This window comes from Curtobacterium sp. PhB172, assembly GCF_003752545.1.
GTDB lineage: Bacteria > Actinomycetota > Actinomycetes > Actinomycetales > Microbacteriaceae > Curtobacterium.
The window spans coordinates 392,809-405,990 of the sequence record NZ_RKIF01000007.1 but is presented as its reverse complement, the minus strand read 5'-3'; the positions used below and the strand labels follow the sequence as shown (position 1 = coordinate 405,990).

Here is a 13,182-nt window from a genome sequence, read left to right as displayed (position 1 = left end):
GCTGGCCCACGTGACGACAGAACAGCTCCAGAACCGTCCGGTCGCCCTGGTGACCGGTGCCACCCGCGGCATCGGCCGCGCGATCGCGACCGACCTCGGTCGCACCCACCACGTGTTCGTCGGCGGACGGAACGCCGAGGCGGTGCACGCCCTCGTCGCCGAACTGCCGAGCGCCGCGCCGTTCGTCGGTGACCTCGGCGCGGGGGACCTGCCGGCGCTGCCCGACCGGCTCGACGTGCTCGTGCACTCCGCCGGCGTCGAGCAGGGCACGACCATCGCCGACACCCCGCGTGCCGTGTGGGAGCAGGTCTTCGCCACGAACCTGTTCGCGGTCGCCGAGCTCACCCGGGTGGCGCTGCCGGCACTCCGGGCGGCGCGGGGCATCGTCGTGCCGATCAACAGCGGCTCGGGGTTCCACTCCGGCCCCGGCGGTGGCGTGTACGCGGCGTCGAAGTTCGCGCTGCGGGCCTTCGCCGATGCCCTGCGCGAAGAAGAACGGGCGAACGGTGTCCGGGTCTCGAGCGTGCACCCGGGCCGGACGGACTCGGACATGCAGCGGGCGCTGACCGAGAAGCTCGGCGAGGACTACGACACCGCGTACTACCTGGCGCCGGAGGACGTGGCCGCGGCGGTCCGGACGGTCGTCGACCTGCCGGAGCGCGGCACCGTCGAGTCGCTCGCGATCCGACCGACCCGACGGCGCTGACAGCGGGCTACGACAGCTCGATGCGCGCGTCGAGCTCGAGCCGGTCGAGGAACGTCTCGTCGTGACTGACCACGACGAGCGCGCCGCGGTGGGCCCGCAATGCGTCGACGAGCTGGTCGACACTCGTCAGGTCGAGGTCGTTCGTCGGCTCGTCGAGCACCAGCAACTGCGGCGGCGGGTCGGCCAGCACCAGGCTCGCCAACGCCACCCGGAAGCGCTCCCCGCCGGACAGCGCCCCCGCGAGCCGGTCGACGGTGTCGCCGCGCACCAGGAACTTCGCGAGGCGGTTCCGGACCTCGGCGACGGCGACGTGCGGGGCGTCCCGGCGCACGTTGTCGAGCACCGTGGCGGAGTCGTCGAGGGTGTCCTTCCGCTGCGGCAGGTAGGCGATCCGCTCGACGTGGGCGACGGCACCGGTGTCGGGCAGGGGGTGCGCCCGGGCCTCCGGCCAACCGACGAGCTGTTCGAGCAGGGTGGACTTCCCGACGCCGTTGTCCCCGGTGACCGCGATGCGCTCCGGCCCCTGCACGATGACGTCCCGCCCGCGCACCGTGACGGTCGCGATCTGCCGTGACGCCGGGACGTCCGGGTCGGGCAGGGTCACGTGGATGGACTCGTCGTCGCGCAGCCGGAGTTCGGCTTCGCGCTTGGTGGCGAGTGCGGCGGCCTCGTCGTCCGCGTACCCGACGCGAAGCCGGCCGGCGGTCTGCTCGCCCTTCTTCCGCAGCTCGTTCGCGTAGCCCTTCGGCATGTTCTCGACGGCCTTCACCCCAGCGCGAGCGCGCCGGGCGATCTTCGTCTCGGCCTCGATGCGCTGCCGCTTCTCGGTGCGGTGTCGCTGTTCGGCAACCCGGACCTCGCGTTCGACGGCCGCCTGCTGCACGGCCACGTGCTCCTCGAACGCGCTGAAGGTCCCGCCGAACACGGTCATCGCGCCGGCGCGGAGCTCGCACGTCTCGTCGACGTGCTCGAGGAGCTCCCGGTCGTGGCTGACCACCACGAGGGTGCCGCGCCAGTCGTCGACCAGGTCGAGCAGGAGCCCTCGTGCCCGACGGTCGAGGTTGTTCGTCGGCTCGTCGAGGAACGCGATCGGACGGCCGCGCAACCGCACCCCGGCGACGGCGACGAGCACGGACTGCCCGCCGGACAGCGTCGACACCGGGCGTTCCAGGTCGGCGCCGTCGAGTCCGACGCTCGCGATCGCCGCGGCAGCGCGTTCCTCGAGGTCCCAGTCGTCGCCGACCGCCTCGAAGTGCTCGGGCGACGCGTCACCGGACAGGACGGCCCGGAGCGCGGTGAGCGTCGACCGGATGCCGAGCAGGTCGGCGACGGCGTCGTCGGTCCCCGTTGCCAGGCGTTGCGGCAGGTGGTCGACGGGGCCGGACGTCGAGATGGTGCCCGACGTGGGGTGGAGCCGGCCGGTCGCGAGCCGGACCAGCGTGGACTTGCCGGCCCCGTTCCTCCCGACCAGGCCGGTCCGGCCACGCCCGAAGGCGGCGGTGAGGTGGTCGAGCGCGACGGAGCCGTCGGGCCAGGCGAAGGTGACGTCGTGCAGGACGACGGATGGACTGCTGGGCATGGGGATGCCTCCCGGTGTCGATGCTGGGCGCACGACACCGAACCCACCGCTGTGCGGTGGAGCGCCCGACGGGGCGCGCGATCACGGTGTCAGCGCGTGGGCTGAGCAGAACCGGTGATCGACAGCAATCCGTCTTCTTCCGTCGGGGACCCCCGTGTCCGCCATCCGTGCCGCCGGTCGGTCTCCCGCCCCGGGGGCCTCGTGATGACGACGAGGTGCCTCCCACGGTAATCCCGGCCACGGGGACGCGCAAGGGATGACAGGCTGGGGGCATGCCGGAGAACCTGTTGCCGAACCCGTCGACGAACCCCGAGACCCTGCTCCCCGCCGAACCCGAGGTGACCGCGGCGCTCGCTGCCGACACCCCGATCGCCAGCGTGGTGGTGTCGCACCCGTCGTCGAGCCTGGCGTGGGCCCTGCTCGCCGACGAGGCCTGGGAGCGCGGCGCGAGCCTGGAGTCCTACGCCTACGCCCGCGTCGGGTACCACCGCGGGCTCGACGCCCTGCGCAAGGCCGGCTGGCGCGGTGCCGGTCCGGTGCCGTGGGCGCACGAGCCGAACCGGGGCGTGCTCCGTGCCCTGTTCGCGCTGCGCCGTGCGGCCGAGGCGATCGAGGAGCCCGGCGAGGCCGAGCGCCTGACCGACTTCCTGAACGCGAGCGACCCCGAGGCCCTGCGCGCGCTGTCCGCCGACGCGTAGGCAGCGCGGTTGCGGCGCAGTCGACAGATCGCGCCCCGTGACCGTCGTCGCGCCCCGAAGAGCCGGGGCGCGACGACGACAGCGGGGCGCGGACGAGCCGGACCCGACCGGACCCGACCGGACCCGACCCGACCCCTACGCCAGCGCCACGCTCCACGAGAACGCCTGCGGCCAGAGCTGGTGCTCGGGTAGCACGTCGAGGCCGCACGCCCGGCTGCCGAGCCCGTGCTGTGCCGCGTCGAGGTACAGGTACAGGTGGTCCGACGTCGGCAGTTCGTACGGGTGCTCGGCGCGGTCGATCTGCTGCGCGGTCCACGGCGAGAGGGTGAAGCCCGCACGGTGCGACCCCACGGTCGACACCGTGAACGGCCCGACGGACAACGAGCGCAGAGCAGGCCGGTGCCCGGTCTCCTGCGGCCGCGAGTACTCGACCCCGAGCGACCGCACCGGAGCGGTGAACCGACCGACCCGGGCAGCGTGCGACGAGTCGGCGTACGACTCGAGCGGCCCGGTGCCGAACCACGTGGCCGTCTCGTCGGCCAACCCGGCCGGCAGGTCGAACCGCACCCCGATCCGCGGCCAGGTGACGTCCCACGCCCCGAACGGCACCGCGTCGGTCTGCAGCACGAGCCCGTCGGACGTCAGGGTCCAGCGGTGCGTGACCTCGAGGCCCCACCCGCTGTTCGCCGCCGCCACCCGCACCCGCTGTTCCAGCCCGGATTCGGTCCGTTCCACCGACACCAGGCGGTGGGTCAGCCGGTCCAGTCCACGGTCCCGCCAGCGCGAGGCCGACGGGGGAGCGTCCGGGTCACCGACGCCGTGCGTCAGTACCGGGTCCGCCGTCTCGTAGCCGCCCTGCGACGCCAGGCGGTCGTTGTCGGTCGGGGCGCGCCAGAGTTCCAGGCGTGGTCCTGCGACCTCGTGTCCCTTCCAGGACACCAGGTCGCCGCGGTCCGAGAACGTCCCGTCGCCGAGACGGTCGCCGTCCCACCCCTGCCGGGAGGCCCGTGGTGCGTCCGCCACACGGCTCGCGACGAGCCGCTGGGTGCGTGCGACGACGTGGCCGGTGTCCGCCCACGCGGTCGGGCCCGCCAGTTCGGCGGTCAGGTCGAGCCAGAGTTCGTCGCCGGGTGCGAGTTCGGCGGTGGCCGCGTCGAGCACCTCGGACGGCACCGGGACGGTCGCCGACTCGCGGGCCGCCACCACGCCGGCGGCGAACCGGCCGGAAGCCTCGACGACGCCGTTCCGCGACAGGGTCCAGCAGAACCGGAGTCCGGCGGTCGAGGCCGAGTGGTACCGGTTCTCGACCAGGATCGTGGTGTCCGACACCGCCAGGCGGATCGGGGCGACGACGGCCGCGAACTCGGCGAGCCCGGGCGTCGGGGAGTCGTCGGGCAGGACCAGGCCGTCCATCACGAAGTTGCCGTCGTGCACGACCTCGTGGAAGTCGCCGCCGTAGGCGTAGTAGTCCTGTCCGGACGCCGTCTGCGCCAGGAGCCCGTGGTCGCGCCACTCCCACACGAACCCGCCGTGCAGGCGCGGGTACCGGTCGACCAGGGCCTCGTACTCGGCGATCTGGCCGGGGCCGTTGCCCATGGCGTGCACGTACTCGCAGTGGATGAACGGCTTCGAGCGTTGCCGTGCGGCCTCTGCCGGGCCACAACCGAGCAGGGGTGTCGGGGTGCCGCCACCGATGGACTCGGTCTCCTGCAGCGACGGGTACATCCGCGAGTACACGTCGGTGTACTCGCCCGTGTAGTCGCCCTCGTAGTGCACGGGCCGCTCGGCGTCGCGGTCGTGCACCCACTGCGACATCGCCGCCAGGTTCCGGCCGGTGCCGGACTCGTTGCCGAGCGACCACATCACGATGGACGGGTGGTTCTTGTCCCGCTCGACGGTCCGTGCGACGCGGTCGAGGTAGGCGTCCGCCCAGGCCGGGTCGTCCGACGGGTTGCCGACCCAGCCGGTGAAGATGAACCCGTGGGTCTCGAGGTCGGTCTCGAGGATCACCCAGAAGCCGAGCTCGTCGGCGAGGTCCAGCACGCGGGGGTGCGGCGGGTAGTGCGAGGTGCGGATCGCGTTGACGTTGTTCCGCTTCATGAGCGCCATGTCCGCGCGGGCGTGCTCCTCGTCGAAGACGCGGCCGCGCACGGGGTGGGTCTCGTGCCGGTTCACGCCGTGGAACACCACGCGCTCGCCGTTCACCAGGAACCGGTCGCCCTCGATCGACACGGTGCGGAAGCCGAGCCGGAGCGACACGGTCTCGCCACCGGCGGCACCGCCGGCGTCGGTGCCGGTCGACACCGTCGCGTCGTAGAGCTTCGGCAGCTCCGCGCTCCACGGCTCGACGCCCTCGACCTCGACCGGAGTGACCTCGTCGGCCGTCGCCCACGTCACGTCGACGCCGAGGTCGGGCACCGCGAACCGCACCGGGAAGCCAGCGTCCAGCGTCGGGAACGTGATGGTCCCGCTGCCGGTCGCCGGGCGTCCGGACGCAGCCGTCCCGGCCGTCGCGGCACTGCCCAACGTGGGCGCCCACGAGGCCCTGACGAACACGTCGTCGATCGGCGCCGTGGGACGGGCGAGCAGCGTCACGTCGCGGAAGATCCCGGGCAGCCACCACTGGTCCTGGTCCTCCAGGTACGACGCTGCCGACCACTGGTGCACCCGCACGGCCAGGTCGTTCGACCCCGGACGGAGCAGCTGCGTGACGTCGAACTCGGTCGCCAGGCGGGACCCGGTCGACCAGCCCACGAGCGTGCCGTTCAACCACACCCGGAAGTGCGACTCGACGCCGTCGAACCGCAGCAGCACCCGACCGGCCGCCGCGAACGACGACGGCAGCTCGAACGTGCGCCGGTGGTCACCGGTGGGGTTCTCGTCCGGCGGGTGCGGCGGGTCGATCGGGAACGGGTACTGCAGGTTCGTGTAGCTCGGCGACCCGTGCCCGTGCAGGACCCAGTGCGACGGCACCGGCAGTTCGCCCCACGCGGGGTCGTCCTCCACGGCGGCGTCGGTGGCGAACGCGTCGGACACCGATGCGACCGGCGACCACCGGAAGCGCCAGTCGCCGTTCAGCGAGAGCGACGGTGCGTCGGTGTGGAGCGCGGCCCGCGGGGGGAGCCGTGATGCCGAACCCGGCGAGGTCGAGTGGAGGTCGTCGAGTGCGGAGTTGGTCAACCCTTGACCGATCCTTCCGTGAGGCCCCCGCGCCAGAAGCGCTGCAGGACGATGATGGCGATGACGAGCGGGATGACCGAGACGAGCACCCCGCCGGTGGTGAGCTGGTAGAACTCCGGCAGGCGGTCGACCTGCGAGCGCCAGTTGTTCAACCCCAGTGTGATCGGGTACAGCTTCTGGTCTGCCAGCATGATGAGCGGCAGGAAGAAGTTGTTCCAGATGCCGACGACCTGGAACAGGAACACGGTCACCAGGGCCGGGGTCATCTGGCGGAGCACCACGGTGTGGAAGATCCGGAGCTCGCTGGCACCGTCGATGCGTGCCTGTTCGAGCAGCGTGGTGTCCACCGACGCCGCTGCGTACACCCGGCACAGGAACAGGCCGAACGGGGAGACGAGGCTCGGGATGAGCACGCTCCAGTACGTGTCGGTCAGGCCGAGCGTCGAGAACAGCAGGAACAGCGGCAGCGCCGTCGCGGTCCCGGGCACGAGCACGCCGCCGAGGATCGTGCCGAACACGAACTGCCGACCCTTGAAGTCGTACTTCGCCAGGGCGTACCCGCCGGCCGCGGCGAAGTAGGTCGCCAGGACCGCACCGACGCCGGAGTACAGGATGCTGTTCGCGATCCACCGGACGAAGATGCCGCCGTCGTACGTGAACACCTGCTGCAGGTTGCTCCACAGTGCGAACTCGCCGCCGAACCAGAACCCGTTCGTCGAGAACAGCGCGCCGGTCGTCTTCGTCGCGGCGATGACGACCCAGTACAGCGGGACGAGGAAGTACAGCGCGACGACGACGAGGATGCCCGTCACGACGATCTGCGAGCGCGGGGACCGGTCGAGCTTGCGGCGCTGGTGCGCCGAGATCGACGTGGTGTCCACGGGGACGGCGGTCTTCGCCGTGGCCGGCGCTTCGATGGCTTCGCTGGTCATGCGTCCGCCCCCTTCGTTCCGTTCTGCAGACCGGACCTGGCCTGGAGGCCCGGGGCGGCTTGGGAAGTACCGGTGCTGCCCGCCGCAGCGCGCGTCTGGAGCGCGGTGCGGGCCTCCAGGCCGTCACGCTTGGCCCGCTTGCGCCGGTCGCGTTCGTCCTTCGGCGCGCGGTTCGTCAACGCGAGGAACGCGAACGACAGGATGAACGCGGCCAGCGCGATGATCACCGCCTGCGCACTCGCGACGCCGTACTCGTTGAACGCGAACGCGTTGGTGTACGCGGCGTAGTTCGGCGTGTACTCGGTGTCGATCGCCGGAGCGACCGTGGACAGGATCTGCGGCTCCGCGAAGAGCTGCAGCGTGCCGATGATCGAGAACACCGTGGTGAGCACCAGGGCCGGCGCGATCAGCGGGATCTGGATCCGCCACGCGACCTGGAAGGGCCCGGCGCCGTCCATCTTCGCGGCCTCGTAGACCTCGCCGGGGATCGACTTGAGCTGCGCCACGATGATGAGCATGTTGTAGCCCGTGTAGGTCCACGTGACGATGTTCGCGATCGACCACAGCACGCTGTTCGCACCGAGGAAGTCCGGCTGCAGCCCCATCGACTGCAGCAGCGACACGATCGGCGACAGGCCGGGCACGTACAGGAACGACCACAGGATCGTCGCGATGACGCCGGGGACGCCGTACGGCATGAAGTAGATCGCGCGGAAGAAGCCCGGCCAGCGGGCGCTCGCCGACTCGAGCAGCAGCGCGAGGATCGTGCAGGCGATGATCATCACCGGGACCTGCACGATGCCGAAGAGCAGCATGCGGCCGATCGAGGCGACGAAGCCGGAGTCCTGCAGGGCGATCGCGTAGTTGTCGAAGCCGGCGAACTTGCCGACGACGCCGTCCTCGCCGAACAGGCCCTCGCGGTCGACCGTCGTGAACGACTGGAACAGGGCACTGATGATCGGGATGATGAACGTCAGCAGGAACAGGGCCAGGAACGGCGCGAGCAGGATCCACGGGGCGCGCTTCTGCGCACTCGTGGCCTTCGTGCTCGTGCGGAAAGCGGGTCGCGTGCTGGTCTGCTGGCTCATCGTGCCGTCCTGACGCTGAGGCCCTTGTCCTTGAAGGACTGGACGATCTCCCGCTGCGCGAGTTCCACCGCGTCGGAGAGCTTGAGGCCGGATGTGAGCTTCCGGCGGAACTGGTTCTGCAGGCTCGTGAACGCCGACTGGGTCACCGGGGACCATGACCAGTCGATGTTCTGCTCCTTCGAGGCCGGCACGAAGACGTCCTCGTTGTAGTTCTGGCCGGAGAACCACTTCGACGGCTGCTCACGCTGCTTGCCGATGTAGTCGACCGCGGGCGACCAGCCGATGCCGCAGTACTTGATCATCGCGTCGATGCCCTCCTTCGAGGTGGTCATCCACGTGATGAACTCGAGCGCCTCCCTCGGGTGCTTCGCGTTCGCCAGGACCGCCGCCGTCGACCCGCCGATGGCGCTCGAGCCGAAGCCGTCGGCACCCCACTTCTGCATCGGGGCGACCTTCCACTTGCCCTCGCCGCCCTGCACGGACTCGATCAGGGCGTCGCCCCAGCTCGCACTCGTGACGGCGGCGATCTTGCCGCTCGCGGCCGACGCGTACCAGCCGGGGGAGTACGCACCGGCGCTGGTGTCGACGAGCTTGTCGTCGATGACCCCGTCGAAGAAGTCCGCGACCATCAGGGTCTTGTCGTCGGTCATGTCGACGACCCACTCGTCACCGTCGACCTTGAACCAGCGGGCACCGGCCTGCTGCGCGTACGCGGCGAACGGTGACGCGTCCGAGACCGGGAACACCTCGAGGTAGTTCTGCTTGCCGGTCTTCCGGACCTTCTCGGCCAGGTCGCGCCACTCGTCCCACGTCGTCGGGGGTTCGCCACCGGCCTGCTCGAGCAGGGCGGTCTGGTAGTAGAACCCCATGGGGCCGGTGTCCTGCGGGATGCCGTAGATGCCGTCGACGAAGGACACCTGCGCCCACGCCGCCTCGTCGTACTTGGACTCGAAGTCCTTCGCGCCGTAGCGGGCGAGGTCGACGAGACCGTTGGCGAGCATGAACTCGGGGATCTGCCGGAGCTCGACCTGGCCGATGTCCGGACCACCGCCGGCCGCCAGCGCGGAGTACATCTTCTGGTACCCGCCGCTGTTGCCACCGGGGATCCAGTTCGCCGACACCTGGATGTTCGGGTGCGTCTTGTTCCAGACGTCGCAGACCTTCTGCAGGTCCTTCAACCAGGCCCAGTAGGTGAGCTGGACGGTCTCGCCCGACGCGGCGGCCGGCACGAGGGCGGCCTTGTTCACGTTGGTGGACCCGGGGACCGCGCAGCCGGCGAGCAGCCCTGCCGCCGCCGTGCCGATGCCGAAGCCCAGGAGTTGTCGTCTGGAGATGGGTCGTGGTCGAGGCGTCATTGCCGCACTCCGGTTCGTCGTCGATTCGGGGTCCAGGTCAGCCAACCACAAAACCGAGCGTCGTTGCAGATTCGCGCCTGGGTGTTCGCTCCCGACTGTGGACGCCCGGTGGCGGCGAGGTGGAGTGTGGTCGCACGTGAGAGCGCCGGAGCTCATCGGCTCCGGCAACCGTCCGAGAGGAGCTGCCATGACGTCGACCAACGCGACGAGCGAACTGCACCGGATCCTGGGAGAGCGACTGGAGGGCGGCGGCACCTGGGCCTGGGCCTACGCCGATGTCTCCGGCAACGTCGAGGATCCCCGACGACAGGCGGCGCTGAAGCTCCGCGGTGTCGAGGAGGGGCTCCGGGCACAGGGTGCGTCCGACGAGGTCGTCGACGCCGTCGCCACCGAGTTCGAGCAGGAGCCCGGCGTCCCCTCGCCCGTCACCCGGTACGTGCTCGTGCACGACGGCGAGGTCGTGCTGAGCGAGGTCCTGCCCGGGCCGCTGCACGGATCGGAGTCCGTCGGCGTCGGAGCCGTACCGGACCTGGTGCCGCTCGTCGCCCACCGTCCCGTCGACCTGCCGTTCCTGGTGGTCCACGCCGGCAAGGAGGGCGGGGCCTTCCGCGCCTACCGCCTCGGGCACGCCCCGGTCGCGGCCGACGCGTCCGAGCAGCAGGTGGCTGGACGGAACGACACCCTGCACTACGCCAAGGCCGGCACCGGGTGGAAGCAGCCGCACTGGCAGCAGCACACCGAGGAGATCTGGAAGCAGAACTCGTCGGAGACCGCTGCCGCCGTCGACGAGACCGTGCGGACGATCCGCCCCGGACTCGTCGTCGTCGCCGGTGACGTCACCGCGCGCGAGCTGCTGGTGAAGGCGCTGTCGTCGGAGACCCGCGCGCTCGTGTCGGTGTTCCCGGGCGACCCACGTGCCGACGCCGGTTCCAAGCAGGCCTTCGTCGAGCACGTCGAGACCGCACTCGCCCGCGTCGTCGCCACCCGCCGTCACGACCTCGAGGACTCGCTCCGCACGCACGTCGGCCGTGGCGACAACCAGGTCGTCACCGGCCTCGGACCCGTCGTCGAGGCGCTGCAGCAGGCCCAGGGCGCGACCGTCGCGCTCGACGCCGTGGCCATCGGGGACCGGACGCTGCTCGCACTCGCCGGGGCGCCGTGGGTCGCCACCGCACCGGAGCAGGCCGCGGGGACGCCGGTCATCGGGGCGGTGCCGGCGGTGTGCGCGATGGTGCGGGCCGCGGTGCTGACCGACGCCGAGCTCGTGCTCGTCAACGCCGCGTCGCTGCCCGGTGGAGCTCCCGCCGCCGCACTGCTCCGCTGGCCCGTGGGTCCGGTCGTCCCCGCCTAGCGAGCGCGCCGTCCTGCGCGAGCGTCCTGCGTGAGCCCCGAGGTTCCGAAATCTCGGCATCTCGGGGCTCGCGCCGCGGTTCTCTGGAACCTCGGCGAACCGCGTGCGGCGAGTCGTGGAACCTCGGCGGCCCCGCACCGCACGGATCAGTCGTGCGACCGGTCCGCGCGCGGGACCAGCGGCAGCGCCAGCAGCGGCAGCACGGCCACGATGCCGAACGACGCCGCGAACCCGAGCGCCGTCACCAGGGCGCCGATGCCCGGGCCGACGGCGCTCGCCGCGATGAACTGCCCGGTGTTCTGCGTCCCGAGGGCGCGACCGGACCAGAACGGCCCGGCCGCCTCGGCGACCGACGTGTAGGCCAGCCCGTTGTCCGCCACGGTGACGCTCGTCGCGATGACCAGGAACACGGCTCCGGCAGCCAGGTGCGTGACGTCGACGAGCGCGAGCAGCCCCATCACGACGGCGGCACTCACGACGACGATCCGCAGCGGCCCGACGCGTGAGCCGGCCCGGTCGCTCCACACCCCGACCAGGATCCGCCCGATCGCCCCGACGAACTGCGACGCCCCGACGAGCAGCCCTGCCGCGGCCGTCGACCAGCCCAGTCCGACGAGCCACACCAGCCCGTAGGTCGACAGGGTGAACTGCGGCACCACGAGCAGGATCGACACCGCGTGGATCCGCCAGAGGAACCCGCTCGCCCGGTACGGGTTCGCCGTCGCGTCGGCTGGTGCCGTGTGCCGGGCCGGCCGCGGTGGGTTCTGGATGCCGACGGCGCAGAGCACCGCGAGCACGGCGCAGAGGACGATCGGCAGGACGAGGGCCGCGCGGATCCCGGACCCCTCGGCGAGCTGCGGGACCGTGACCGCCGCGAGCGTGACCCCGAGCGGCTGCGACATCTGCCGGATGCCCATGGCGAGCCCGCGCCGTTCCTTCGGGAACCACCCGACGACGACCCGGCCGCTCGCGGCGTTCGTCGACGCGCTCGTCATGCCGCCCAGCAGGAACGCCAGCCCGAGCAGCACCGGGTCTCCCGCGGCGAGCCAGGCCCCGACCACCGTGAGCGTCGTCAACACCAGTCCGCCGGCGATCACGATCCGTTCGCCGATCCGGTCGGTGATCGCGCCCCAGGCGATGAGCGTCAGGACCATGCCGAACGTCGGCGCGGCGGCGAGGACGCCCGCCATGGTCAGCGACGTACCGTTCGCGTGCAGGTACGGGATGAGCAGAGCGGGAGCCGTCACCACGAGGGTTCCGGCGGCCTGCGCGGCGACCCCGAGCGCGAGCATCGTCCACGCTCGGCGGCCGATCGTGGTGGGCGTCGGGGGTGCGGCGGTCGCGGTCATCGTGGTGGCTCGCATCGTTTCAAGTCGGAAGCAATTGGTATACCACAACGGTATACCATTCCGACGGTGTCCCCGCTAGAGTTGTTGGCCGTGACCGACACGACCGATGCAACCCCGGTGTCGCAGACGGCCCAGCTCTACGACAACCTGCGTGCCGCGATCCTGACGCTCGACATCGCGCCGGGTGAGCGCATCTCGGAGCGCGGACTCGAAGCGCGGTTCCACGCCTCACGCACCCCCGTCCGCGCCGCACTTTCGCGGCTGGAGCGCGAGGGCCTCATCCTGCACGAGGGTCGCTCGTGGACGGTCACCCCGATCGACCTCGACGAGATCGCCTCGCTCGCCGAACTCCGCGGCGTGCTCGAACCCGCCGCCACCCGACTCGCGGTCGAGCGGGCGAGCGCCGAACAGCTCGCCGAGGTCCGCGGGCACCTCGACGCCCTGCGCCCGACACCCGACCAGCAGGCCGGCATCCGGATGGGCTCGACGTTCCACCTCGACCTGGCGGCGCTCGGCGGCAACCGGTTCATCACCGACGCGATCGCCGATGCCCTGACCCGTCTCGAGCGCACCCGGTGGATCGAGGTGCGCACGCCCGAGGCCCGCGACGCCGCGTGGGACGAGCACAGCGCCATCATCGACGCCGTGCGCGACGGTGACGCCGACCGTGCGGCCGGGCTCGTCGCAGCGCACGTCGCCGGCACGAACGACCGGTTGCTCGGTTGGATCGCACAGGAGCGCCGCCGACTGCGCGGCGCGGGCATGACGATCGTCGGGGCGACCGAGCGCTGACGCGAACCGCGTGACCTGACGGAGCGCGAACCACGTGACCTGACGGAGCACGAACCGCGGGGCCTGGCGGGACGCACCGCGCGTGACCCGGTCCGCCGTGGCGCGAGCAGCGCCCTGGACGCGACCGCCCCGGAGACGCGACCCGACAGCTG

The 13,182-nt window shown here is 71.6% G+C and carries 9 protein-coding genes and 1 pseudogene; 4 read left to right on the top strand and 6 right to left on the bottom strand.

Features of this window, described 5'->3' with window-relative positions; translation table 11 throughout:
• Positions 1–10 precede the first annotated feature (10 nt).
• The gene (locus EDF42_RS09005) at positions 11–706 is read left to right on the top strand and encodes an SDR family oxidoreductase (RefSeq protein ID WP_123672086.1); all 696 of its coding nucleotides are present in this window, start codon (positions 11–13) and stop codon (positions 704–706) included.
• A 7-nt stretch (positions 707–713) separates the two neighbouring features.
• Here the strand turns inward: EDF42_RS09005 and EDF42_RS09000 are convergent, their stop codons facing one another.
• Positions 714–2,285 carry an ABC-F family ATP-binding cassette domain-containing protein gene (locus EDF42_RS09000; RefSeq protein WP_123672085.1) on the bottom strand — a complete coding sequence of 524 codons (1,572 nt, stop codon included), beginning with the start codon at positions 2,283–2,285 and terminating at the stop codon, positions 714–716.
• Positions 2,286–2,557: 272 nt separating this feature from the next.
• Between EDF42_RS09000 and EDF42_RS08995 the strand changes: the two genes are divergently transcribed.
• The gene (locus EDF42_RS08995; RefSeq protein ID WP_123672084.1) at positions 2,558–2,983 is read left to right on the top strand and encodes a DUF3151 domain-containing protein; all 426 of its coding nucleotides are present in this window, start codon (positions 2,558–2,560) and stop codon (positions 2,981–2,983) included.
• A 135-nt stretch (positions 2,984–3,118) separates the two neighbouring features.
• Here the strand turns inward: EDF42_RS08995 and EDF42_RS08990 are convergent, their stop codons facing one another.
• From EDF42_RS08990 to EDF42_RS08975, 4 genes and pseudogenes are all read right to left on the bottom strand, one after another.
• Positions 3,119–6,163, bottom strand: coding sequence for a glycoside hydrolase family 2 TIM barrel-domain containing protein (locus EDF42_RS08990; protein WP_123672083.1), 3,045 nt, complete (start codon positions 6,161–6,163; stop codon positions 3,119–3,121).
• Positions 6,160–7,095, bottom strand: a complete 936-nt coding sequence (locus EDF42_RS08985) for a carbohydrate ABC transporter permease (RefSeq protein ID WP_123340014.1) — start codon at positions 7,093–7,095, stop codon at positions 6,160–6,162. The genes EDF42_RS08990 and EDF42_RS08985 overlap by 4 nt, the downstream gene beginning before the upstream one ends.
• Before the next feature lie 167 nt (positions 7,096–7,262).
• Positions 7,263–8,183, bottom strand: a pseudogene (locus EDF42_RS08980) (carbohydrate ABC transporter permease); the annotation flags it as partial.
• Positions 8,180–9,538, bottom strand: a complete 1,359-nt coding sequence (locus EDF42_RS08975) for a sugar ABC transporter substrate-binding protein (protein WP_123340015.1) — start codon at positions 9,536–9,538, stop codon at positions 8,180–8,182. The pseudogene EDF42_RS08980 and the gene EDF42_RS08975, both read right to left, overlap by 4 nt.
• Before the next feature lie 187 nt (positions 9,539–9,725).
• Between EDF42_RS08975 and EDF42_RS08970 the strand changes: the two genes are divergently transcribed.
• Positions 9,726–10,889 (top strand): Vms1/Ankzf1 family peptidyl-tRNA hydrolase, encoded by a 1,164-nt coding sequence (locus EDF42_RS08970; protein WP_123672082.1) that lies wholly within the window; start codon positions 9,726–9,728, stop codon positions 10,887–10,889.
• 146 nt (positions 10,890–11,035) lie between these two features.
• Here the strand turns inward: EDF42_RS08970 and EDF42_RS08965 are convergent, their stop codons facing one another.
• Complete coding sequence (locus tag EDF42_RS08965; protein ID WP_260235293.1) at positions 11,036–12,253, bottom strand: MFS transporter; 1,218 nt, start codon at positions 12,251–12,253, stop codon at positions 11,036–11,038.
• A 75-nt stretch (positions 12,254–12,328) separates the two neighbouring features.
• On the opposite strand from EDF42_RS08965, the gene EDF42_RS08960 reads away from it, so the two are divergent.
• Positions 12,329–13,030 carry a GntR family transcriptional regulator gene (locus tag EDF42_RS08960; RefSeq protein WP_235035805.1) on the top strand — a complete coding sequence of 234 codons (702 nt, stop codon included), beginning with the start codon at positions 12,329–12,331 and terminating at the stop codon, positions 13,028–13,030.
• The last annotated feature ends 152 nt before the right edge of the window (positions 13,031–13,182 follow it).